Raw genomic sequence first — 24,027 nt, forward strand, 5'->3', positions numbered from 1 at the left:
TCAGGTGGCCAGCATAAGCTCGGTAGCAACCTGATTACGGCCTCGTACTTTGGCCTCCTGCAGCACTTTACTGCTACGGGATAAAAATTGATGCCAGTTTTCTGCTGTGTTGTAGATGCTGACCCCTAAAGAAATCGTTACTTTAGGTAAAGTTTTTTTGCTTTTTGCAGAGACAAACCGCAGTTTTTCTACACCTTTACGTACTTGTTCAGCTATTTCGCCTGCGGTGCGTAAATCGACATCAGGTAATAAAATAAGGAATTCTTCGCCACCTGAGCGCACAGGTAAACCACTTTCCTGCACATAACTGGCAATTTTTCGTGCGACTTTACTTAAGATCACATCGCCCACACCAAAACCGTAATCCTGATTAAACTGAGCAAAATGATCTAAATTCACTGCGATAGCGGCAATACGTCTACCTGGGTTTTCCGTCAGCCAAAGATCCAAATGTTCCTGCATCGCCAATCTGTTATACAAACCTGTGAGTGGGTCCAGTTGGCGCTCTTTTTTCAGATGATCCAGTTCCGAGCGTAGTGCATGGCATTGTTCATTCGAGAAATCGAGCTGGTCTTTGAGTTTTTGCTGGCTGGCCTTAATAGCGTAAGTGGCGCTGATCACTTTATTCACACTGTCACGGCTACGGTTTGCATTATTCGGGTCTAAACCCAGCAAAGCCTGGTCCAACACATCTATATAATGTTGTACTGCTTCACTGGCGATGTCGGTCGTGCCGGATAACTTTGCCAGCATAGTGGTGACTTGCTGAGTTAATTCTTCCTGACGTTGGTGCTGCGGCGTTAACCATTGGCTATAGAGTTCTGCTAATACAAAGTCGTCGAAGCTGCTTTGAACGGCCAGTTTTTGTTCTATGGCCAGGCATAATCCGTCATTTTGACCGTTGATATACTCATAGATCACTGTGTAATTGACCGGATGGGCTGCTAAACGATGCCGCTGCAAAAAAGCTACGGTCAGCGCCGCCTTTTCACTTGCTTGCTCGATTGAGTCCTGATATTTCATGCCAAACACAACTCCACTAAATACTACTGCTAATTTAGCCTGCAAAACGTAATGTTACGCGAAACTTACGTAGAGGCAAACAGACTGATGTTGTTAAGCTGACATATCTATTAGAAAAAGTCTTCATCTCCTGCTTTATTAATGACTTATTTTTTAAGTTTTTTTTCTTAGTGGCTAAAAAAGCACAGATTGTCGGTTAAAAAACGGCATTTTTACCACTTCTGAGCAAACTATTGCGGCCAGTCTCCAAAAAGCACAGCTCGCTGCACTGGCTGTCAAAGTTGAACAGAGTAGAATCAAGAAAAACATCGGGGAGAGAAAGAATGCGTCAGAACATTATGTGTTTCTGTATGGCCTTAATGCTGACTGGATCGCTGACAGCCTGCAGTAGCCAATCGACTAAACCAACTGATTTTGATCAGTTTGCAAATCAGCTGTGGCAGGCAGAAAAAGACTTAAACAACCGCAGTAAAACCAGCTTACCAGATATGTCGGCAGCGACCTTGGCGGCTCAGGCAAAACAAAGACAACAATGGCTGGATAAGTTGCAACAAGTTGATGTTGCAACTTTGACCGAACAACAACAAATCAACCACACAATTCTGGTGTATAGCCTCAAGGACGCTATAGCAGAGTATCAGTATGGTGCTCATCTGATGCCTTTAACTTCGGAGTCAGGTTTCCACAGTGATTTGGCTTTTATGGTTTCAGGAACGGAATTTAACACTAAACAAGACTACTTGGATTATCTTAGTAAGCTAAAAACTATCCCTGCGTATATGCAGCAGCAAACAGACTGGATGAAGCAGGGCTTAGCAACAGGCATGACGCAACCCAAAGCTGTGCTGGTTGGATTTGATCAAAGTATCCTGGCTTTTATCAGTAAGACACCAGAGCAGAATGTGTTTTACCGGCCTTTTAACCAAAAGCCTGAGTTTGTTGACGCAGACAGCTGGGTTGTCATGCAGCAGCAAGCGAAACAGGTTGTTGATCAGCAACTGAATCCTGCTTACCAGCAGTTTTATCAGTTTATGCTGCAGCAGTATTTGCCGGGCGCGCGCGATAGTATTGCTGCCAGTGACTGGCCTAAAGGTCGTGAGTACTATCAGAATCGGCTGGAGCATTACACTACGTTAAAACTGACACCAGAACAGGTGCATAAAACTGGCCTGGAGGAAGTTGCGCGTATTCGTGCAGAAATGCAAAACATCATCACCCGGGTTGGATTTAAAGGCAGCTTTGCTGAGTTCATCCAATTTTTGCGCACAGACCCACAGTTTTATGTCAAAACCCCTAATGATTTATTAAAAGAAGCCTCTTTTATCGCAAAAAAGATTGATGCTGAATTACCTAAATTTTTCAAGACTTTACCCCGTACACCTTATGGAGTTGCGCCTGTACCTGCAGAAATCGCCCCTAAATACACCACAGGTCGTTACGCTGGTACTAACAGAGATGACAGAGCAGGTTTTTATTGGGTCAATACTTATGCACTGGATCGTCGTCCTTTGTATGAGATGGAAGCTCTGACGCTACACGAAGCCGTACCTGGCCATCATTTACAAATCTCCCTGGCGCGTGAACAGGCATCCTTACCAGAATATCGCCGCAATTTTTACACCTCAGCTTTTGGCGAGGGTTGGGGCTTGTATTCTGAATATCTGGGGATTGAAATGGGTTTTTATCAGGACCCTTACAGCGATTTTGGCCGTTTAACCTATGAAATGTGGCGTGCCGCGCGCCTGGTGGTGGATACAGGTATGCATACGATGGGCTGGAGTCGTCAGCAGGCTATAGATTTCCTGGCCAGCAATACCGCTTTATCTATGCATAATGTGACGACAGAAATTGACCGCTACATCAGTTGGCCTGCTCAGGCTTTGTCTTATAAGTTGGGTGAACTGACCATCAAAAAATTACGTAAAGAGGCTGAGCAGCAGTTGGGCAACGACTTTGATGTACGCGAATTCCATGATGTAGTACTGCGTAACGGCAGTGTGCCTTTATCTATTTTAGAGCAGCAAGTGGCCAGCTATATTCAGCAGAAAAAGCAGTCATAAAAGGTTCCGATCCGGGTGCAGTTTTTCGTTGTGATTCTGTCATAGGATTCTGCCCCCGGCTCTGTTAAAGTGCCGCTGTTTTTAGCTGTACTTTTGCAGTAAAGGGAGATAAGTTTCGATGTGGATGTTGTTATTACTGCTGGCAGTGGCGCCTATTGTCTTTTTAGCTTTAAAGCTGGATCAATTGGGCAAAATGCAAAATAGATTAAAAGTGCAACTGCATTTCGCTGAACAGCAGTCTGTGCAATTGGAGCATCTGGCTTTTTGGCTCGCTGAAGAACAAAGCCAGCAGTTGTTGGCGAAGGTACATCAGGCGGGGCGCAGTCACACCAAGCCACCAGTCTGGTATCTGCACACAGAACTTTTGTGTAAAGCTATTCCTGTGTTATGTAAAGAACAGGCCAATCACAGCACTTTGCCGCGCCAGGCTGTTGCCAAATTCCTGAAGCAACAAAATCAGCTTAGTTTTAACGAGATGGAAAACTTTATCCGTCATCATCCGGCGCTGACTGAGTTATGGCAAAGCAATACCCTGACATCCTACCTGAAGTTATGTCAGCGTACTGTTGAAATGTTGCAGGACTATCAGCCTGTGCATACAGACCGCATGGCTGGCTAATAATGATGTTTGGAAATAAAGCTTAATCGCGCAGAAACACCTTGGGTGCAGTATTGATTTGACCATCTTCATCAATGCTAGCCATTTTTGGACCAGCTTTTAATACTGCAACCCGTTGTTGCTCTTGTTGCCGTACAAAAGATAATTCATAGCCAAAACGTTGTAATTCAGACACGGAAAATTTCTGTGCCATGCTGAGCATCTCCCAGAAATAGTTCAGATCCCGAGCCTCACGCCGTCTTTCCTGCTTCATCTATATTCCCCTTGCCTTGACTCATTCTTATTATGTGTTGCCATTCTGCTGAACTGACAGGCATCACAGATAATCTGTTGCCTTTTTTCACCAGTGGTAATTGCTCTAGCTTAGTTGACTGTTTGAGTTTGTCGAGCGGCAAAAGCGCGGTGAATTTTTCGACAAATTGAAGATCTACTGAAACCCATGGGGCTTTGGTTCCGCTTGATTTCGCGTCGAAATAAGGGCTTAGTGAATTAAACTGGCTAGGGTCCGGATAGCTGCTGCGTACCACTTCTGCTATACCTGCGATGCCAATATCTTTGCAGCTGGAATGGTAAATAAACACCAGATCACCCGTTTTCACCTGATCCCGTAAGAAGTTGCGTGCCTGGTAGTTACGCACACCTTCCCAGACGATGGCTTTATCCGGCGCTTTAGCAAAGTCATCAATACTGCATTCTTCGGGTTCGGTTTTAAAAAGCCAATACCTCATAATTACACCTGCATCACATTCATTTACATTTGAGAACAAAAAAACATCTGTTTGCTATGGTTTTTTTTCTTGATCCGATTTAGCTTGCTAGATATTCTACTTTTCGAGACATAACAAAAGGATATTATATGTACACTAAACTATTGATTGCCGGCATGTTAAGCGTGACTCTGGCTGCATGCAGCAGTACAACACCTGAACAACAAACTAAGGCTCCTGTAGCTGAAACTAACCAACCGGCTCAAGTGGCTGCAGTTAATGATAAAGATACAATTATTTGCCAACGAGTAAAAGTGACAGGTTCTAACTTAAAAGAACGTCGTTGTCGCACCAAAGGCCAGCTTGCGGAAGAACGTGAAGTGGCCAGAAAAGCAATGGACAATATTAACTCTACCAGCGCTCGTGGTGTTGGCTCAGACTGGCGTTAAGTAGTCGCTTTGCAGAGGCAGGGAAGTTCCGGCACAATAGACTGAATTCTGGTGATGAGGAGTTCAGCATGAGTCAGGTATTGGCCGACTTACTGTCATTGTTAAAGCTTGAAACCATAGAACAAGGTTTATACCGCGGTCAGAGTCAGGATCTCGGTTTTAAAGCTGTGTTTGGTGGTCAGGTTATGGGGCAGGCGCTATCAGCCTGCAAAGAAACAGTGGAAGCCGACCGTAAGGTGCATTCGTTCCACTCCTACTTTTTACGTCCTGGTGATGCTAGTAAACCTATAGTGTACGAAGTCGAAAATATTCGTGATGGTAAAAGCTTCAGTACCAGACGTGTCAGCGCTATTCAGTTCGGTAAACCTATCTTTTATATGACGGCTTCTTTTCAGGCTGAAGAGCAAGGTTTTGAGCATCAGGAACTGATGCCCCGTGTGCCAGCACCAGAGGATTTAGTTTCTGATCTGGAGTTTTATCGCGAACATGCCCATTTAATTCCTGAATCTTTGCGTAGCAAATTTATTTGTGAAAAACCAATAGAAATGCGGCCCGTAGCTTTTCATAACCCCTTTAACCCACAGATCAGCCAGGCTAAACGTTATGTCTGGTTTAAAGCCAATGGCGTAATGCCAGATGATTTGCGGGTGCATAAATATTTGCTTGCTTATGCGTCGGATTTTAATTTCCTGCCAACGGCTTTGCAGCCCCACGGTAAGTCTTTTATGGCGCCTAATATGCAGGTTGCCACTATAGATCACGCCATGTGGTTCCATCATGATTTCCGTTTTGACGACTGGCTGCTTTATGCGGTAGACAGCCCAAGCGCGTCCGGTGCCCGCGGCCTGGTGCGTGGTCAGTTCTTTAATCGGGATGGTGTATTGGTTGCGTCTACCATGCAGGAAGGCGTGATCCGTAGTTACGACAAAGCCCGCTGATTTTTCGGCACATGAATAAAAAAACCACCTGAAGGTGGTTTTTTTATTGTATGAAAGCGCTAATTTCTGTTCAGACTTTCTTTTTCACTATGCTAAGCACTGTCTGCAGCACATCGGCTCTTAATAAACCGTTCACTGTTTGTTGCAGTGGCAACAGAATAGCAGTGGCTTCCAGCTCATTTTGTTCATTACTGTGGCAATAACCAGCTTCGCGAAGCGCATTGATTAGGGTCGAAAACAGCTGTTTATCATGGTATTCAGGGGAACTGATACCATGCAAAGTGCTTAAACGCTGTGCCAGTTCATGGCTTTGTTGCTCAAGGTCGGCACGGGTCAAAGGGCTATGGAGCTGCAGTAAGTTCAGCACCACAGCATAACGTTGTAATACATCCTGCGCGTTGTGTGCCAGCAGCTCCAGCATAAAATGACCTGCCTGTTGCACTGGTGCTGCTTGTAAATACTGGCCTTGAGCTTCGATTAACTGGTGCTTTTGCAACTGCTCCAGCACCTGGCTTATGTAGTCGTTAAAATGCTCCAGCTGTAAAAACAATTCATGTTGTAACAGAGGTTGCAGTAGCTGACAAATATTCACCAACTGCACTTTAGTTAAACCTGGATGCTGTAATAAAGCCGTCGCCAAAATAGCTGGCAACATAAACAAATGGCAGACGTTATTACGGTAGTAACTTAATAAAATCGCATTTTCAGGCGTTAGCTGAATAATTTGTCCGAAGCTGTCTTGTGACACCTCGACTTTCTTCAGGTTGATGGCATGGTCAATCCACTGACTGACAGAACCTTCAGGTAAAGTGACTCCACTATGATAAGGCGCATAGTGTTGTAAGTTACGGTAAAACTCCAGCTGGGTCGTAAGCTCTTGTCGTGTCAGCGAATGCTGGCGTGTTGCCAGTAAACAGGTGGCGATTAGATTGATGCTGTTCAGCGCCGCAGCCTGGTTAATCCGCTGCATAATTGTTGTAGCCAGTGAGGCTACAGCAGGGTTTAGCCAGACTGGTTTTTGTGCATCTGCTGTTTCAATTGATGCGCGCCAGTCAGGAGCCTGCTGGTTTAAAAAAGCATTCAGCGAAATAGGCTGGCCAAAATTGACATACCCATAGCCATAATCCCGCAGTTTACGGGCTGCGCTGAAAACGCCCCCTATAGATTCTTTTTTCTTACTGGACCCTTTGAGTTCTGTCAGATAGGTATTGACCTCCATCACGTGCTCATAGCCCAGATACACAGGCACTAAGCTGATAGGTCTGTCTATACCACGCAGTACAGCTTGCACTGTCATCGCCAACATACCGGTTTTAGGCTGCAATAAACGGCCTGTGCGGCTGCGGCCACCTTCGGAGTAATACTTTACCGGATAACCTTTACTGAATAGCTGGCTTAAGTATTCACGAAATACGGCTGAGTACAGCTTTTCACCGCTGAAACTACGGCGGATAAAAAAGGCGCCACCACGGCGGAATAAAGTGCCGACAGGCCAGAAATTCAGGTTAATACCAGCGGCTATATGAGGCGGAGCTAAACCCTGATGGTAAATGACGTAACTTAACAGCAGATAATCCATGTGGCTGCGATGGCAAGGCACATAAACGATTTCGTGGCCTTTTTGCACTAAATCAGTCAGCACCTGACCATTAGTAATTTTTAAGCCTGAATACAGCTTTTTCCATAACCAGCCGAGGAAACGATCGCCTACCCTTAAAGTGGACTCGCGGTAATCTGCTGCTATTTCTTCAAGCAGTTTTAAGGCTTCAGCCCGTGCTTCTCTGATACTGATTTTTTTAGACTGGGCTTCTTCTTCAATGGCTTTTTTTAATGCATCTGAAGCCAGTAAAGAGTTAAATAATGCAGCTCTGTCCGGTAATTTTGGACCAGTTGCAGCCAGACGCTGGCGATAAAAATGGAAACGAGCCACACGCAACAACTTATGGGCCGTGTCTTCATTCACTGTGGCATTTTCAATAATCTGACGCACAGATACAGCTTTACTGAAGCGCACTAGGGTATGACGACCAGAAATTAACACAATAAAGAGTTTAGCCAGCCAGCTTGGGGATTCAGATTCGCCCAGCATAGACTTCACGCTGTCTTCTTTACCCGGCGCACGGCCCCACAACACTGACACAGGGATCAATTGTGCTGAAAAATTTGGGTCCCGCTGATGTGCCTGCAATAAAGCCAGGCCTTGTTGTAAGGCGTCGGTAGAAGCACGACTACCCCAGAGCACACGAGGTTGTTCGAGGAAAATAGTACGGGACAAGGTCGTGTTACCCAACTGCACCGGTGCCATAGGATCAGGTAATCCCAGCTTATGGCAGACTCGGGCTAAAGTGGCCAAATCGCTGGAAGAGGCGGTTCTGCTGATATAGAACACAGGTTGTTTGGGGTCCAGCGCCAGGTTTTCCGCTACAGGTTCGGGCACTATTTTGCATTTGACCAAAGGTTTGAGTGGCCAATACAGCAACTTTGCTAACCATGTCATTGGTTTTAACATATCAAATCCGTACTTATAAACAGCCGTTAGGATAGCATGGAAGGTCTTACCAGCAAAATTGTGCTGATGGCTTGGCAGACTGCAAAAGGCTGTATATACTCACAGTATCCACTGTATAGGTATTCAGCATTATGCGTCCATTAACACCAAGACAAGCCGAAATTTTGCAACTGCTTAAAGATTATCAGGCCGCTTCAGGTATGCCGCCGACCCGTGCTGAAATCGCTACTCAGCTGGGATTTAAGTCAGCCAACGCTGCAGAAGAGCATTTAAAAGCGCTGGCGAAAAAAGGTTTTATCGAAATGATGCCTGGCACCTCTCGTGGCATCCGTTTGGTTGAAGATGATGCTGCCAATGATGTCGAAGAAGAAGAGCCGGGTTTGCCGCTAATTGGTAAAGTCGCTGCTGGTCAGCCGATTCTGGCAGCAGAGAATATTCAGCAGCGTTATCAGCTCGATGCCAGTTTATTTAAACCTAATGCCGACTTTTTATTAAAAGTGCAGGGCATGAGCATGAAAGATATTGGCATTATGGATGGTGACTTACTGGCCGTGCATAAAACCACTGAAGCCCGTCAGGGGCAGATTGTGGTGGCCAGGGTTGAAGATGAGGTGACAGTAAAGCGTTTTCGTCGTGAAGGTCAGATGGTTTACCTGCATCCGGAAAACGGCGATTTTGACGTGATTAAGGTGGACTTAAGCCAACAGCATTTTGCCATTGAAGGCCTTGCCGTTGGTGTGATCCGCACTGGTAGCTGGTAAAAAAATCTACCTGACTCAATAGTTTGTAATATATGAAGCACTGGTACGACCATTTGGTTTTATCGGTGCTTTTTCATTTTTCGGGTTTACTTCTGTCTGTTCCTTGACTAATTGTTAGATGCAACTGATAACAAAATATACAAATCAGTGCACCGATTTTTGCAAGTTAAATCGGGACAATAATAATAATGGCGGTTGCGGACCAAAGACGAAGTAGGGTGTGTGTCTTTAAATCTGCAATTTGCTTTGTGCAAAGACAGAGGAGAAGTCACGTGGCGAGAACCAGTTATCTGTGTTGGTCGCTGCTAACCTTTTTGCTTGCGTTTTCGACGCAGTCTGCAGAAATGCCTTTGAACATGACTCAAGGGGTTACAGAAATCAGTCAGCAGGTTTACGACCTGCATATGAAGATTTTTTACATTTGCTGTGCAATAGGGGTAGCGGTTTTTGGGGTGATGTTTTGGTCCATCATCCATCATCGTAAGTCGAAGGGCGTCGCGCCAGCCCAATTTCATGAGAGCACCAAAGTAGAACTGCTTTGGACTGCTTTACCTGTTGTTATTCTTATTTTAATGGCGATACCCGCCACCCAAACCCTGATAGCGATGGAAGACACCTCCGAAGCTGATGTGACAGTTCTGGTCACAGGCTCACAATGGAAGTGGCACTACAAATATATGGACCACAAAGTAGAGTATTACTCTTTGTTGGCCACACCCCGTAAACAAATCGAAAATAAACTTAAAAAGGGCGAAAACTACCTGTTAGAAGTGGATAGACCTTTGGTGATCCCTACAGGTAAAAAAGTGCGCTTTTTAGTCACTTCGGATGACGTGATCCACTCCTGGTGGGTACCGGCTTTTGCGGTGAAAAAAGATGCAAACCCTGGCTTTATCAATGAAGCCTGGACCAAAGTCGATCATCCCGGTATTTACCGCGGTCAGTGTGCCGAGTTGTGTGGTAAAGACCATGGCTTTATGCCTGTGGTGGTGATCGCCAAAGATCAGGCTGATTTTGATCAATGGATAGCACAGGAAGCTGCTACTCAGGCTGCTGTCAAAGCTGAAGAGCTCAAGTTGTTGTCGATGAATATGAGCAAAGAAGAGTTAATGGCCCTGGGTGAAAAAACCTATATGGGTTATTGCGCCGCTTGCCATCAACCCACAGGCATGGGTATTCCGGGTGTTTTCCCTGCTCTTAAAGGCAGCAAAATGGCGCTGGAAGATTTACCTGCTCATATCGATATAGTGCTGAACGGTAAAACCGGCACAGCCATGCAGGCTTTTGGTAAACAGCTGAGTTTAAGTGAAATTGCGGCTGTTGTGACCTATGAGCGCAATGCCTGGGATAACAATACAGGGGATGTGGTGCAAGCTGCCGACATCGCCCAAGCACAAAAACCTTAGGGGGCGCAGATGAGTACTGTTACTACAGATCCGCATGCTCATGCTGAGCACGAGCATCATGGGCCAGCCAAAGGACTAAAACGCTGGCTTTATACTACTAACCACAAAGACATAGGTACTTTATACCTGCTGTTTGCACTGACGATGTTTTTTATCGGTGGTGCTATGGCGATGGTGATCCGGGCTGAGTTGTTCCAGCCTGGTTTACAGATAGTACAACCTGACTTTTTTAACCAGATGACTACAGTGCATGGCCTGATTATGGTGTTTGGTGCTGTAATGCCTGCCTTTACCGGTCTGGCAAACTGGCTGGTGCCTATGATGATAGGTGCGCCGGATATGGCCTTACCGCGGATGAACAACTGGAGCTTCTGGATCTTACCTTTTGCCTTCAGCATCCTGCTGGCGTCTTTGTTTATGGAAGGTGGTGGCCCAGGTTTTGGCTGGACTTTCTATGCGCCACTTTCAACCACCTACAGCAGTGACAGCACAGCACTTTTTGTGTTCTCAGTTCATATCATGGGTATTTCATCCATCATGGGCGCTATCAATGTGATAGTGACCATTATGAACCTGCGTGCTCCAGGCATGACCTATATGAAAATGCCATTGTTTGTCTGGACCTGGTTTATTACGGCTTATCTGCTGATTGCTGTGATGCCTGTACTGGCGGGAGCTGTCACTATGGTGCTGACCGATAAGTACTTTGGTACCAGCTTTTTCGATGCAGCTGGTGGTGGCGACCCTGTGTTATTCCAGCATATTTTCTGGTTTTTTGGTCACCCCGAAGTCTATATCATGATTTTACCGGCCTTTGGTATTGTCTCGAGCATAGTACCGACCTTTGCCCGTAAACCCTTGTTTGGTTATGCCTCTATGGTGTACGCCACCTCCAGTATTGCGCTGCTGTCCTTTTTAGTCTGGGCGCATCATATGTTCACTACGGGGATGCCGGTGTTTGCAGAACTGTTCTTTATGTACTGCACCATGCTGATTGCGGTGCCGACCGGAGTGAAAGTATTTAACTGGGTAGCCACTATGTGGCGAGGGGCTATGACCTTTGAAGTGCCTATGATGTTTGCCTTGGCCTTTATCGTGCTTTTCACCATAGGGGGCTTTTCTGGTTTGATGCTGGCTATTACGCCAGCTGACTTCCAGTACCACGATACCTACTTTGTGGTCGCACATTTCCACTATGTGTTAGTCACAGGAGCCATCTTCTCCATTATGGCAGCTGCGTATTACTGGCTGCCGAAGTGGACAGGCCATATGTACGACGAAACTTTAGGTCAGTGGCATTTCTGGTGTTCGTTGATTTCCGTCAACGTACTGTTTTTCCCAATGCATTTTGTTGGCCTGGCCGGTATGCCACGGCGGATCCCGGATTACGCTCTGCAATTTGCTGACTTTAATGCGCTGATCAGCATTGGTGGTTTTGCCTTTGGTTTATCTCAGTTGCTGTTTGTCTGGCTGGTGGTGAAATGTATCAAAGGCGGTGAAAAAGCTACAGATCAGGTATGGGAAGGAGCTGAAGGCCTTGAATGGACCATCCCTTCGCCTGCGCCTTATCACAGCTTTACTACACCACCTGAAATCAAGTAGGGGGCGTTATGGCACTAAAGCATCAACCTATAGTTGTGAAATTATGTCTGCTGACCGCAGCCATGTTTGGTTTTGGGTATGCCTTAGTGCCTTTGTACGACGTGTTTTGTGATTTAACCGGCCTGAACGGTAAAACCTCCAGCATGGCGGCGACAGCTGAAGCTGCTATACCGGATAAAAAACGCGAAGTGCTGGTAGAGTTTATCGCCCGTCCGAATAACAACATGCCTTGGGTGTTTGAGCCTGTGGTGCATAAACTTCGGGTGCATCCGGGCGAAATCCACCGTATTGATTATCTGGCGCACAATGTCACAGGCCGGGCTATGACAGCCCAGGCTGTACCTTCGGTGTCGCCGGGTCAGGCCGCTTTGTATTTTAATAAAATGGAATGTTTCTGTTTTACCCAACAACATCTGACGGCAGGTCAGCAGTTATTAATGCCGTTGCAATTTTATGTCGATCCCGCACTACCGGAACAGTTCAGCACTATCACTTTGTCCTACACCTTGTACGAAGTAGACGCTGCCACCCCGGTCACTGCACAGACAGCAACAGGGGATAACAATGAGTGAAAAATACGAACATTATTACGTACCGGACCAAAGCCCATGGCCGATAGTGGGCGCTGTGGCGCTGTTTATGATGGCTTTTGGTGCCGGTCATTTTGTCAATGACGTCACCAAAGATCAGTCGGGTTATGGCGGTTATTTATTGCTGGCTGGTGTCGCCACTTTAATTTTTATGCTGGTAGGCTGGTTCAGAAATGTGATTGATGAATCCATGCATGGTTTGTACAGCAAACAATTGGACAGATCCTACCGTCAGGGTATGAGCTGGTTTATTTTCTCCGAAGTAATGTTTTTTGGTGCCTTTTTTGGCGCCTTATTTTACGCCCGGATGATCGCTATTCCATGGCTGGATGGCGCCAGCAATAACGCCAGTACAGCTGCTGTATTGTGGCCAGCCTTTGAAGCGGCCTGGCCTTTACTGAAAACCCCGGGTGGCACTGAAACTCAGGCTATGCCATGGCAAGGATTACCCCTTTATAACACACTGATTTTATTAGCGTCCTCTGTCACTTTGCAGTTTGCACACATAGGTTTGGAACAAAATAAAAGAGGTCAGCTCAAGCTGATGTTAGGACTCACTATCCTGCTCGGTGCCTGTTTCCTTGCTTTGCAGGGGGTCGAGTATGTACATGCTTATCAGGATCTGGGTTTAAAACTGGACTCCGGCATTTATGGCAATACCTTCTTTTTACTGACGGGGTTCCATGGATTGCACGTGACTTTGGGAGCCATATTTCTACTGGTGATGTTTTTACGTATCGTACTGAAAAATCACTTTACCGCTCATAAGCATTTTGCCTTTCAGGCTGCTGCCTGGTATTGGCATTTTGTCGATGTGGTCTGGTTGTGTTTGTTTGTTTTTGTCTACGTGCTGTAGGGGAATGCGGGCTTTTTGAGCCCGCTTATAACTCTAATAAGGGCGATCGTGCGGAGTGATCAAACCAAACTGCAGGGCAAGGATCACAAACAATAAAACAATGGCCGACCACCAAACGCGTCGGCCTAAAAACTTCGACATGCTGGGCTGATCATCATCGTTTTTCAGCATCAGAAATAAGGCACGAAACAAATTAAAAACAATAAAGAGCAGTAGTGCAATGAGTAAAAGTTTAATCCACATAAAACCTCGCAAAGGCTGGTTGTAAGATGCAAGCTCAGCCTTTTGCCCATTTATCCCGACACTGGCTGTTGGCTGTATTCACTCTGGTCGCTTTTGCGCTTTTGATCAAGTTGAGTTACTGGCAATGGCAACGTGCCGAGCAAAAGCAAACTCAATTGGATCAGTTGCATAGTGCCGAGCAACAAGGGCCAGTGCAGTGGAGAGATTTAGCTTCAATACCAGCAGAGCAGCAAGATGGCCTGATGTTGCAAGGCAAAGCAGTCTGGCTAAAACCTGCGGTGTGGTTACTGGACAATCAGCTAATACAAGGTAAAGCAGGCTACGACGTAGTGATCCCTGTACTGGTATCGAATCAGGGCCCTGCAGTGTTAGTCAATTTAGGATGGGTGCAAGCGCCGCCCAGCCGTGATCAATTGCCTGAACTTAGTATTCCTGAATCATTTGAATTAATGGCTTTACTACGCACTGAACTCAAAGGTTTTCGCCTTGGCCAGAATTTAGAAAACACAGGCCTGTGGCCACAACGTATGCAACAGGTGGAACCTGCAGAGCTTTCGCAAGTACTGGGGCAGGAATTGGCTCCGGTTTTACTCTACCAACAACAATCCCCTTATCTGTACCACTATAAAGCTGTGGTGATGCCGCCGGAAAAACACCGGGCTTATGCGCTGCAATGGTTATTACTGGCTGTTGCTGCGGTCGTCATCGGCTGGTTTATGTCAAAGAAGGAGCTTTAAATGGCGAAGAAGAAGTTTTTGTTGCTGTTTTTGTTGTGTTCTTTATTACCTTTAGCCTTTGCTCAGGCATTTTTATCTTTGGGCTGGTTTGGCGGTGCCACCACCAACAAAGGCCAGTGGCTCAATGAAGAAATTTTGTTATTACCCAAAGCTGCTGGTGATGTGCACTGGCGATTGGTCTATGTCAGCGACAAAGCAGATTGTGACGCTCTTTGTCAAAATGCTCATTATGGTATGCAGCAAGTGTATACAGCCCTGGGTCGTAAACAGCAGCATTTAGAGTTATGGCAATCCGGTGGTAATCAACCGCAAAAACTGCTGTGGCAGGCTAACCCTGTTGGTGTTGAAACGTTACAACAAAAGCTGGTGCTGGTGGATTTAAATGGTTTGGCGCTGATGACCTATCCGGTCAGCGAAGACAAAACTCAGATAGTGCAAACTGGTAAAGCCATTCTGACCGATTTAAATAAGCTGCTGAAATACGACAGGGGGTTGTAATGATGACCCTGAAACGCTTGGTCGGCAGCTCTATTGTATTAGCTATGCTGGTGATTTTATTAGGCGCTTATACCCGTCTGACCGATGCCGGTTTAGGTTGCCCTGACTGGCCTGGCTGTTACGGCTTTTTAAAGGTACCAGAGCAGGCGCATCATATTGAGCAAGCACAAGCCCTGTATCCAGAGCGGCCTGTCGAAAGCCATAAAGCCTGGAATGAGATGATCCATAGGTATTTTGCCGGCACTTTAGGTTTACTCATTCTGGCGATTTTCTTATTTAGCCTGAAACAAAAGCGCCTGCTGTTACCCTCCTTGTTATTAGCGCTGGTGATTTTTCAGGCAGCTTTGGGCATGTGGACTGTGACTTTAGCTTTGCATCCAGTGGTGGTGATGGGGCACTTGTTGGGTGGTTTTTGTTTGCTGTCGTTATTGGCTGTGTATTGGTGGCAATTACAACCAGCGCCTTTGATTGCAGTAAAACAAAGCCTGAAGTTGCTGTTTTGGCCGGTGTTGCTAGTGCTGGCAGCTCAAATTGCTTTAGGCGGCTGGACTGCAGCCAACTATGCCGCTTTAGCCTGCATTCAGTTGCCAGTCTGTGAAGCAGGCTGGACCAGCCAGCTTAATTTTGACGAGGCGTTTTCTTTGCATCTGGGCTACGACAATTACGAATACGGTGTGATGAGTCAAAGCGCCCGGGCTACTGTGCATGTGATGCATCGCGTTGGGGCTGTAATTACTTTGTTGGTTGTTGCTGCTTATGCCATCGCCTTATGGCGCAATAGTTCGGGTCTGATTAAAAACCTGGCTGTCGCTGTGCTGGTGCTGTTATTACTGCAATTTAGTTTGGGGCTTGCCAACGTGGTGCTGCATTTGCCTTTGGCCAATGCGGTGGCGCATAACTTTGTGGCAGCCAATTTAGTCATGTGTCTGGTGGTGATTGGTTATCAGCTGCACAGAAACAAGGAGTCTGCTTATGCTTAAAGTTCTGGCGTTACCCCACCACTATTCTCAACAGTGGCGCGACTATTACCAACTGACCAAACCTAAAGTTGTGGCGCTGTTGGTGCTGACGGCCTGGGTCGGCATGATGTTGGCGCAACCTGGTTTACCTAAATTTGGCCTGATGGTAGCCGCCACTTTAGGTATAGGCTTATTGTCCGCCGCTGCTGCTGCGATGAACCATATAGTGGATCAGCGTATCGATGCGCAAATGGCCCGTACTTATAACAGGCCTGTGGCCCGTGGCCGTTTAACTACACAGCAGGCGGTGAAGTTTTCACTGCTGTTGGCAGGTTCTGGTTTTCTGCTGTTATTTATTGCCGTCAATCCACTGACCGCCTGGCTGACTTTAGCTAGTTTGTTTGGTTATGCCGTGGTGTACACCATGTTCTTAAAACGTGCGACGCCGCAGAATATTGTGATAGGGGGTTTAGCTGGCGCTATGCCACCGCTGCTCGGCTGGACTGCTATGACGGCCGAAGTGCATGCGCATGCGCTGTTGTTAGTGATGATTATCTTCACCTGGACACCACCGCATTTCTGGGCGCTGGCGATTCATCGCCGCGATGATTATGCCAAAGTGAATATGCCGATGTTGCCTGTGACTCATGGCATAGAGTTTACTAAAAGCGCCATCTTCCTTTATACCTTGGTGCTGTTTTTAGTGTGCTTGTTGCCTTATCTGGTAGGTATGACGGGCGCTGTTTATTTGCTCGGCAGCACAGTACTGAACTTAGGTTTTATCTGGTATGCCTGGCAGTTAAAGTTTAATGCTAAACCTGAAACCGCCATGGCAACTTTTAAGTTTTCGATTTGGCATCTGATGGTATTATTCCTGGTGTTGTTGCTGGACCATTATTGGTTTATATCAGCGCTTTCATAAAACATCAGGGGACCTTATGCAGAAGTGGTTATGGGTGGTAGTTGCGGTAGTGGCTTTGGCTGCGGGTTTATGGCTGTCGGCCAGTTTTAAATCCGCTCCCGCCGAGCCTGTGGCCGCTTTGGTCTACCCAACTCCAAGAGCTTTGACTGAATTTAATTTGCTGGATGAACAAAAACAGCCAGTGGGATTAAAGGACTTGCAGGGACACTGGACCCTGGTCTTTGTCGGTTATACCCATTGCCCTGATATTTGCCCTATGACAATGGCGAAATTAGCTGGTATGTATCAGGACTTAGTCAAACTGACCCCAGAGCCACTAGAGATTTGGTTTGTCTCTGTTGACCCAAAACGCGATACTCCAGAACAATTAGCCCAGTACATCACCTATTTTAAACAAGCCCCCATCAAAGCCAGAACAGCTGATCATAAAGACTTATTCCCTTTTATCCGCCAACTGGGCCTGATGTATGCCATTAATGATGGTACCGAAACCAATAGCGATCGTTACACTGTCGATCATAGCGCCAGCATAGCGCTGCTGAACCCTCAAGGCGCTGTAGTAGCTATGTTTAAACCTGAAATGAAACCAGGTGCTGTGCCGCTGATTAATAACCAGCAGTTCTTGGCGGATTATCCTTTGGTGATAGCGGCGACAACCCGATAATCTGCTGCTGGCTGTAAAACAAACAGAATTACAGGCTTTACAAGCTCTTGCCAAAGGCCCTATGGTGGAGCTGTATGCATAACAAGCAGTTATGAGACAGACTCCATCACAGAAGCAGAGCCTTATGAAAAAATTTCTATCCAGCGCCTTAGTCCCACTGCTGATTTTAGCCGCGGTATTTAGCCTTCATGTCAGTGCCGAAGATTTTAGTCAGTATGGTCCAAAAGAATTTACCACCCCCAATAAATGGACGGCGATAGTAGCCGCCTATGAGCCGGAAATTAAGGCTATTGACGAGGCTTTTGCAGGGCTTAAAGACGCAAAAATAGAAAAAACACTGACCATCCGCGGCGTAAAGTATCAACTAGGCCACTATAAAGGTGAACCCATCGTCATTTTTACCACTGGTGTCAGTGTGCCAAACGCCGCCATGACGATGCAAATGGCGCTGGATTATTTCCCTATTGAGCGGGTCGTGATGATGGGGATTGCTGGTGCTGTGAATCCACAATTCCAGCCGGGCGACATCGCCATCCCGGAACGCTGGTACTTTCACGACGAATCCGTTTATGTGAACCCTGATCCGGCCAAAGCCGGCAAATTTATTCTGCCCGATTATTATGAGCAGGCGCTGGCCAGTTACCAGCTGCGTAAAAAGCAGGATCCGCATTCACCAGCTTATGAAAACTTTGGTTATATCCATCCTGAAGAAATGGCCGTAATTAAACAAGGCTGGGACAGCCCGCAGCAAATGCCTTATTTCACCGCAACGCCACAACTTATTGAGCTGACTAAAAAAGCTGTCGCCACTATAGATCCAATCAAAATGCCTTCTGGTCACTCAATCCACATCAAAGTGGGAGGTAATGGTGTCACTGGCTCAGTATTTTTAGACAATGCCCAGTACCGTCAATGGCTGCAAAAAGTATTTCAGGCAGAGGTAACAGAAATGGAGTCGGCCGCTGTAGCTCAGGTCTGTTTTGTTAACGAAGTCGACTGGATTGTGATCCGCTCCGTCAGTGATTTAGCTGGCGGCCAACAGGGCAAAAATGCCGAAAACGTATTTGACGCCATAGCCTCAGGCACAGGTACCAAATTGCTGTTGGGGTTATTAGATCAAATTGTGTTGGCGAAGCCCTGATTGGTGATATCGATGTTTAACAACAGCAAAACCTTTTTTATAGTCATGTTTGTTGGGGCTTCAATCTGGTGTTTTTACTTAGGCCACATAACAATAGAGGGCTTAAAGGCTAGTGGCTGGCCCAGCGTTGACGGTGTCATCACGTCTGCCAGTGCAAAGCGTGTCGAGAATAGCAAAGAGCGGTATGTCATTGAAGTTGAGTATAAGTATGCAGTAGGACATAAAAACTTCACAGGTAATAGATTATCGAACTTAAATACCTTGCTGGACAGCTCAGAAAAAGACATCACTTTAAAGCGATACACTGCAGATAGTAGCGTGAAGATTTATTACGATCCCAATAACCATCAAAACGCTTATTTAGTCACAGGCGCAGACTTACTTGTTTGTGTTTTATGGTTAGCTTCGTTAGGCATGGCTATATTTTCAGTCCTCAGTTTGAGAAAACTCCTGAAAACTTAAGGCATGTGCTTTTAAGTACATCTGTCGTTTTTCTTTAAACTCACTGAAATTAAATCAATAAATTGTTTTCGGGCACAGGGCAAGACTTGACGCCTAGCGCAAACAATGTGGAGGTAACTGGATATACTGCTGGATATCATCTCAATAAAAGCCATGCACAAAGCTATGAGGATAACTTGAATGAAAAAAATTATCAGAGAGTTTGGTTTTATAAAAATTTTAAAGCTGTTGATTAGTTTTGTGTATTTAATATCAAGTTTAGTTGTTGGCGAGGAAATGGCTGATGGGCTCGAACTGAATATATTGAAATTAGATGAGTCAGTCTATGTTACAGTAAAAAATAATGGAATCGATGTGAAAACCCTCGATTCCAACCTTTGTGTGAATAGTATAGGTGATCTTTCGTTTAATATGCGAAACGATAATGGTGTTGTCTATAAAGTGGCGGTCAATTTTAATGAGCGCTGTGTATTAAATCGCACGGCTTCTCTTGGTTCTAAAGAGTTTATAGGCAAAGAATTTAATTTGTATTTTTTAAAAGTCAACTATAAATTGCCAAATGAGCGCATTTATATGAAAGCGATTTTGTGTAAGAAGAAGTCTAATTGTATTGAGTCGAATGAAGTTGAGTTATTTTTTTAACCACTACTAAGGCACTTAAAAACCAACAATGTCAGATCTCATATGATAATACCTAGCCCTGCTAGTTTGGCACCAATGGTGTAATTGAAGGATGTTCAAGTATGGGGGGAGTGATTTATTACCTGTATGGTAGTGTCATTTTTGTGTTCTTAGTAGCAACTTGGTACGACTTAAGTCTTGAGGATGAATTTCTCAGGAACAAAGCACTAAGCGAAAATGATAAAGTTCTTATAGACGGTTTAATAACAAAGCGAGCTAAGCCAAGGTTTTATCTTCGAAAGGCAATGTTTTTGAAACAAAGCTGGAGAATAAACAAGCGGGTGAGGAAGTGTCTTTTTATATACTTTTCCTCTTTGGTGCACCTTCATGTGTTAGCAATACTATATTTTGCGCTGCTTGATTAATCACCAACACAGAGCATCTAGTGAAAAGTCCTGATATACATTGGGTTATAAGCTCGTCGGCGCGTAATTTCACCGTTCAAACTTCAGGTATTATGATGAATAACGGAGGAAACTAGTGATGAGTTCAGATGTAAATAACCTACCTCTTATCACTAGAGTGAAGTATGTTGCTGTGTTTTTTCTAATAGCCCCTATGGTCTTTTCTCTATTTGCATTTAACAGTTACACAGATGAAGCAATGGCAGCTTTTTTATGGGGGGACGAAAAATCTTGCGTGCCAATGCAAGAGCGAAAACCAATCATTTATCAGAAGCTTCGTCGTGTTGATAAATCCCCTCTGTATTTGTATCAGCAAAGAAATGAACTACTAATCTTCTCGAATGAAGAGTTATTGATGGGTATGACATATAAATGTCTAGTCCGAAAAAATAATGCATTTGTTTACAAGGATGAGAGTGCTGTTGTTTTCATTACAAGTTATGACAGAACATATTCTGCTGAAATTATACTGTGGGTATTTTTAGCACTTTTCATGGGGATAGTGTTTTTCTGTTGGTATCTCGTTCTCTTTTTTGGTCGTAAAAGGGATCAAAGACTAGGGCGGAAATAACAGAGATTTCTCCATGCCTGGTGTTGCAATAAATATTCTTCTCAAGCATCGGAGAGTTAGCTAAGAATAGGTGAATTGTGGGTCCGCATAACTTGGCTGGAGTTTATTATGCTTTTAACAAGGTGTTTGGGGGCCAGGGCAAAAGCTGTTTCCAGAGGCTGGTTTACTAGTTAAAATTTGCTCAGGCATGGGAGCGCAAAAAGATGGACGTCAATAGTGTATTAAATTTAGGGCTTGTATTGTTCAAATATTTAATGTTGGCATTCATTACAATTTTAGTAGGTTTTGGCGTTTTTCTTTGGGTAAGCTCAATTGATGAGGAAGTTACTATTGGTGAGTATCATTGCTTTATAATTGGTTCTACTAAAAAAGAAGCTTATGAAGTTTTCCTTGCTTCATCGTGCTCAGTTAAGCTTGAAAATCAAGTTGTTTTATTCAGTGATGAATTAGAGAAGAATAAAACCCCAGTTGTTATACACTCTAATTTTAATAACGAAGAGTATTATTTATTTGAAGATAAAAATGAATGGAATTTATTTTTAGATAGCGCATATTTCTTCGATAACATCAGGTTGAGCTTTTGTGATGAAAGATTGTGTAAAATTTGGAGGCGAAGGTCTTATTTAGAGCTACCTTAGTTGGAATAGAAGAAAGCCAGCGGGGTCGGGTTTATTGGGAAAATTGTGTTGGTGGAGCCATAGCTTGCTTCGTTGAGCGCGTTACAGTCCTGAAATTATTGGATTTTTCGATTGTGCTGGGTGTAGTGTTTAAGAGCTAGTGTCCTAGGTTTTTTTAATTTTTAGGTGTCGGATAAGTGAATTTTGGATTTTTATTTGTCATCGTATCTGTGGTTTCTGTTGTTTTTGCCATTAAGTTCTATTTGAATTTTTTTGGGAAAATTTTCTACGAAAAAAAAGTAGATGGGAGAGCATTTGTATTATTCGTTATGTGTTTATCGCTCTCAGCCGTGTCTATGTGTGTGCTATTTCTATACTCAGATGAGTTGGGCTACGAATCTGTTGATTCGAGAGCAATCAAAAAATAGGGGCAACCAAAGACGTCAATAACCAACGGCGTCAAGTCCTGAGGGAGCCTCACGAATTTAAGCATGTAAATCACCCCCATAGGAAGCGATGACTGATAAATCTCTATGCTCAGTGTTGTAATAAATATTCTTCTCAAGCGTCATATAGTTAGCTAAGAATAGGGCGATTGTGGGTCTGCTGAACTTGGCTGGAGTTTATTGTGCTTTTAACAAGGAGCTTGGGGCACAGGGCAAGACCTGTCACTTAGTGCTTGGGGAAGGGGGAACGTAACAATGCCAAAACTTTTTGTATCGGTTAGATCTGCGGAAAGTAAATATGGCTCTGTAGCTGATGGTGTAATACATCCAAAGCGCTTTGTTGAAAATATGAGAAAAGAATCAGAAGTAATGGGAGTTGTTCACTAATGTTTTTTCCCAAGGAGAAAAAATTATTAAATTTGTCATCAATGATTGCTTTTTCAATTGTTGGCTGGTACGCAAGTTTATTGTTTGGGTGTGAAGCATATTACCCTCTATTACTTTTGTTTTCTCTTATTTATTACTATGGGTGTAGCGCAGATCAGGAACATTATATAGATGAAAAAACAGGAGATATGTACGATGCTTCATATGTTGAAACTAGCTTTACTTTTTTTGTTTCAATATTTTGGGTTGTTGTTGGCTATAGAGGCAGCGGGTTAATTACTATTGATATAGCTCTTTTCTTCTTTCTATCTTTATATTTAGCCGTTGCATGGTTCATGATTTGTTTTATTCCAAAAGACGGTTTTTCTGAGTTTAGTGACCACTATATAAAGAGTTTTTTAATGCTGGTTTGTATGTTTTTATTAGCTTTCTACGTCGTTTGGTTTTTTTATAGCTTCAAAGGGTGGGGGGTATTCAGTCACATTTTGTCGACCCCATACTACTTTATATTCAAATAATCCTTAGACGGATGAAGCTGGCCTATTCATATGAATGGCCTCGAGCGACGACCTGTTTAACCTCTTCAATTCTGAATTCTTCGGGGTAACGTTTACTGCTCATAGGTACCTCTCTTTGGGTTAGTTTATCTAACTGAAAGGTGTCTAGGAAATTAGTGGCGATTCACACTACTCCATCACCCAAGGCTGGGAATACCAGTAGAAATATCCCTTTTTACTTAACGAAGGGGCTGTGCAGTTGTAGCGTTTATGGCTGGTTTTTAGCTTTTGAGCGGCTTTAGCGCTAAAGGTATCGGGTTTTAGCCAGGTCACTTTAATTGGCTCGCCATTGCTAAAGCAGTTTAGCTGGCTGGTTTTAAAATCTGAGTTGTCGATTTGCAAGGTTAAGGTCGGTGGGTTTGGCCCTTTGACTGGATCGGCAGCCAGATAGGTGGTCACAGGTAGCGCCAGAGTTTTCAGTTTAGGTGTAAAGTGTTTTAATGCCGCATACTGGCTGGATGAAGGGTAACGTGGCAGGCGGGTCATCAGGCTGTTCAGGCCGACGGCACCGGATTGTTGGCCTATGCCAATAAACCCCATTTCTTTCACCATCTGTTCCAGCTCAACACTAAATTCGCCATAAGGATAAGCCAGCCATTTGTGCTTGATGCCTAATTGCTGCTCCAGCTGAGTTTGTGCCAGCAAAATATCTGTTTTCACTCTTTTCAGCCACTGCGCTTTGCTTTCGCCTTTATTCGGCGCTGCCAGATGATCATGGTAGGAGCTGTGGTTGGCAATAATAACGCCGTCTTTTTGAAGCTGTTTGATTTGCTGCCAGCTCATCACCGGGCCTTCTTTACGGTCTATTAAAGCCGGGCTTAAAAACACCGTATAAGGAAAACCAAACTCCTGCAAAATCGGGTGGGCCTGCAGATAGATATTGTCAAAACCATCGTCAAAAGTGATGACCACTGCATTATCGTCTGGTTCTTTGCCTTGTTGCAGCTGTGCTAACAAAGTATCTAAACCTATCACCTGATAGTGATGATCTTTTAAATACTGCAAATGAACACGAAACTCTTCCGGCGTGACACTAGTAGAACGAGGCGTTTGAGTGCTGACATGATGGTACTGCAGAATAATAGCGGCTTGGCTTTGAAAGCTGATTTGAAAGCTGATTTGAAAGCTCAGCAAAGCAAATAAACATATCAGCAGTTTCATCCCGGAATTCCTTTTGACATCAATATAATAAAGGCCACATAAAGTGGCCTCCGTATC

Annotated in this window: 27 protein-coding genes; 21 read left to right on the top strand and 6 right to left on the bottom strand. The window is 44.7% G+C overall.

Features of this window, described 5'->3' with window-relative positions:
* On the bottom strand, window positions 1–1,023 hold the full coding sequence (locus OM978_RS00645) for a GGDEF domain-containing protein (RefSeq protein WP_264344636.1): 1,023 nt from the start codon (window positions 1,021–1,023) through the stop codon (window positions 1–3).
* Window positions 1,024–1,346: 323 nt separating this feature from the next.
* Between OM978_RS00645 and OM978_RS00650 the strand changes: the two genes are divergently transcribed.
* Window positions 1,347–3,083: a DUF885 domain-containing protein gene (locus OM978_RS00650; protein ID WP_264344638.1), complete on the top strand. Its 1,737-nt coding sequence runs from the start codon at window positions 1,347–1,349 to the stop codon at window positions 3,081–3,083.
* Between the two features lie 118 nt (window positions 3,084–3,201).
* Entirely contained in the window at window positions 3,202–3,702 is a 501-nt protein-coding gene (locus OM978_RS00655; protein ID WP_264344640.1) for a hypothetical protein, read from the top strand.
* A 22-nt stretch (window positions 3,703–3,724) separates the two neighbouring features.
* Here OM978_RS00655 and OM978_RS00660 read toward each other — a convergent pair whose 3' ends face one another.
* Window positions 3,725–3,895: a hypothetical protein gene (locus tag OM978_RS00660; protein WP_264344642.1), complete on the bottom strand. Its 171-nt coding sequence runs from the start codon at window positions 3,893–3,895 to the stop codon at window positions 3,725–3,727.
* 37 nt (window positions 3,896–3,932) lie between these two features.
* Complete coding sequence (locus OM978_RS00665) at window positions 3,933–4,430, bottom strand: EVE domain-containing protein (protein ID WP_264344644.1); 498 nt, start codon at window positions 4,428–4,430, stop codon at window positions 3,933–3,935.
* A gap of 128 nt (window positions 4,431–4,558) precedes the next feature.
* On the opposite strand from OM978_RS00665, the gene OM978_RS00670 reads away from it, so the two are divergent.
* Window positions 4,559–4,858 (top strand): hypothetical protein, encoded by a 300-nt coding sequence (locus OM978_RS00670; protein WP_264344646.1) that lies wholly within the window; start codon window positions 4,559–4,561, stop codon window positions 4,856–4,858.
* 68 nt (window positions 4,859–4,926) lie between these two features.
* Window positions 4,927–5,796, top strand: coding sequence for an acyl-CoA thioesterase II (gene tesB, locus OM978_RS00675; RefSeq protein WP_264344649.1), 870 nt, complete (start codon window positions 4,927–4,929; stop codon window positions 5,794–5,796).
* A gap of 70 nt (window positions 5,797–5,866) precedes the next feature.
* Here the strand turns inward: tesB and plsB are convergent, their stop codons facing one another.
* Window positions 5,867–8,305 carry a glycerol-3-phosphate 1-O-acyltransferase PlsB gene (gene plsB / locus OM978_RS00680; RefSeq protein ID WP_264344651.1) on the bottom strand — a complete coding sequence of 813 codons (2,439 nt, stop codon included), beginning with the start codon at window positions 8,303–8,305 and terminating at the stop codon, window positions 5,867–5,869.
* A gap of 131 nt (window positions 8,306–8,436) precedes the next feature.
* Between plsB and lexA the strand changes: the two genes are divergently transcribed.
* From lexA to OM978_RS00705, 5 genes are all read left to right on the top strand, one after another.
* Window positions 8,437–9,066 (top strand): transcriptional repressor LexA, encoded by a 630-nt coding sequence (lexA, locus tag OM978_RS00685; protein WP_264344654.1) that lies wholly within the window; start codon window positions 8,437–8,439, stop codon window positions 9,064–9,066.
* A gap of 356 nt (window positions 9,067–9,422) precedes the next feature.
* On the top strand, window positions 9,423–10,472 hold the full coding sequence (gene coxB, locus OM978_RS00690; RefSeq protein WP_413691209.1) for a cytochrome c oxidase subunit II: 1,050 nt from the start codon (window positions 9,423–9,425) through the stop codon (window positions 10,470–10,472).
* 9 nt (window positions 10,473–10,481) lie between these two features.
* Window positions 10,482–12,074: a cytochrome c oxidase subunit I gene (ctaD, locus tag OM978_RS00695; RefSeq protein ID WP_264344656.1), complete on the top strand. Its 1,593-nt coding sequence runs from the start codon at window positions 10,482–10,484 to the stop codon at window positions 12,072–12,074.
* Window positions 12,075–12,082: 8 nt separating this feature from the next.
* On the top strand, window positions 12,083–12,646 hold the full coding sequence (locus OM978_RS00700) for a cytochrome c oxidase assembly protein (RefSeq protein WP_264344658.1): 564 nt from the start codon (window positions 12,083–12,085) through the stop codon (window positions 12,644–12,646).
* Window positions 12,639–13,520 (top strand): cytochrome c oxidase subunit 3, encoded by an 882-nt coding sequence (locus OM978_RS00705; RefSeq protein ID WP_264344660.1) that lies wholly within the window; start codon window positions 12,639–12,641, stop codon window positions 13,518–13,520. The genes OM978_RS00700 and OM978_RS00705 overlap by 8 nt, the downstream gene beginning before the upstream one ends.
* A gap of 33 nt (window positions 13,521–13,553) precedes the next feature.
* Here the strand turns inward: OM978_RS00705 and OM978_RS00710 are convergent, their stop codons facing one another.
* A complete protein-coding gene (locus OM978_RS00710) occupies window positions 13,554–13,763 on the bottom strand; it encodes a DUF2909 domain-containing protein (RefSeq protein WP_264344662.1) in 210 nt (69 codons plus the stop codon).
* Between the two features lie 26 nt (window positions 13,764–13,789).
* Between OM978_RS00710 and OM978_RS00715 the strand changes: the two genes are divergently transcribed.
* The 12 genes from OM978_RS00715 (at window position 13,790) to OM978_RS00770 (ending at window position 22,770) form a co-directional block, all read left to right on the top strand.
* On the top strand, window positions 13,790–14,500 hold the full coding sequence (locus tag OM978_RS00715) for an SURF1 family protein (RefSeq protein WP_264344664.1): 711 nt from the start codon (window positions 13,790–13,792) through the stop codon (window positions 14,498–14,500).
* A complete protein-coding gene (locus OM978_RS00720; RefSeq protein ID WP_264344666.1) occupies window positions 14,501–14,998 on the top strand; it encodes a hypothetical protein in 498 nt (165 codons plus the stop codon). It begins immediately after the preceding gene.
* The gene (locus tag OM978_RS00725; RefSeq protein ID WP_264344668.1) at window positions 14,998–15,978 is read left to right on the top strand and encodes a COX15/CtaA family protein; all 981 of its coding nucleotides are present in this window, start codon (window positions 14,998–15,000) and stop codon (window positions 15,976–15,978) included. The genes OM978_RS00720 and OM978_RS00725 overlap by 1 nt, the downstream gene beginning before the upstream one ends.
* A complete protein-coding gene (gene cyoE / locus OM978_RS00730) occupies window positions 15,971–16,879 on the top strand; it encodes a heme o synthase (protein ID WP_264344671.1) in 909 nt (302 codons plus the stop codon). The genes OM978_RS00725 and cyoE overlap by 8 nt, the downstream gene beginning before the upstream one ends.
* Window positions 16,880–16,895: 16 nt before the next feature.
* Window positions 16,896–17,543, top strand: a complete 648-nt coding sequence (locus OM978_RS00735; RefSeq protein ID WP_264344673.1) for an SCO family protein — start codon at window positions 16,896–16,898, stop codon at window positions 17,541–17,543.
* A 124-nt stretch (window positions 17,544–17,667) separates the two neighbouring features.
* Entirely contained in the window at window positions 17,668–18,684 is a 1,017-nt protein-coding gene (locus OM978_RS00740) for a 5'-methylthioadenosine/S-adenosylhomocysteine nucleosidase (protein WP_264344676.1), read from the top strand.
* Between the two features lie 12 nt (window positions 18,685–18,696).
* Window positions 18,697–19,146: a DUF3592 domain-containing protein gene (locus tag OM978_RS00745; RefSeq protein WP_264344679.1), complete on the top strand. Its 450-nt coding sequence runs from the start codon at window positions 18,697–18,699 to the stop codon at window positions 19,144–19,146.
* Window positions 19,147–19,326: 180 nt separating this feature from the next.
* Complete coding sequence (locus OM978_RS00750) at window positions 19,327–19,788, top strand: hypothetical protein (protein ID WP_264344681.1); 462 nt, start codon at window positions 19,327–19,329, stop codon at window positions 19,786–19,788.
* Window positions 19,789–20,310: 522 nt separating this feature from the next.
* A complete protein-coding gene (locus OM978_RS00755) occupies window positions 20,311–20,802 on the top strand; it encodes a hypothetical protein (protein ID WP_264344682.1) in 492 nt (163 codons plus the stop codon).
* Window positions 20,803–21,005: 203 nt separating this feature from the next.
* Window positions 21,006–21,440: a hypothetical protein gene (locus tag OM978_RS00760; protein ID WP_264344684.1), complete on the top strand. Its 435-nt coding sequence runs from the start codon at window positions 21,006–21,008 to the stop codon at window positions 21,438–21,440.
* A gap of 680 nt (window positions 21,441–22,120) precedes the next feature.
* A complete protein-coding gene (locus OM978_RS00765) occupies window positions 22,121–22,252 on the top strand; it encodes a hypothetical protein (protein WP_264344686.1) in 132 nt (43 codons plus the stop codon).
* Entirely contained in the window at window positions 22,252–22,770 is a 519-nt protein-coding gene (locus OM978_RS00770; protein WP_264344688.1) for a hypothetical protein, read from the top strand. The genes OM978_RS00765 and OM978_RS00770 overlap by 1 nt, the downstream gene beginning before the upstream one ends.
* Window positions 22,771–22,938: 168 nt before the next feature.
* Here OM978_RS00770 and OM978_RS00775 read toward each other — a convergent pair whose 3' ends face one another.
* The gene (locus OM978_RS00775; protein WP_264344690.1) at window positions 22,939–23,970 is read right to left on the bottom strand and encodes a polysaccharide deacetylase family protein; all 1,032 of its coding nucleotides are present in this window, start codon (window positions 23,968–23,970) and stop codon (window positions 22,939–22,941) included.
* Between the last annotated feature and the right edge of the window lie 57 nt (window positions 23,971–24,027).

This window comes from Rheinheimera sp. MM224 (assembly GCF_947090785.1).
Taxonomy (GTDB): domain Bacteria; phylum Pseudomonadota; class Gammaproteobacteria; order Enterobacterales; family Alteromonadaceae; genus Pararheinheimera.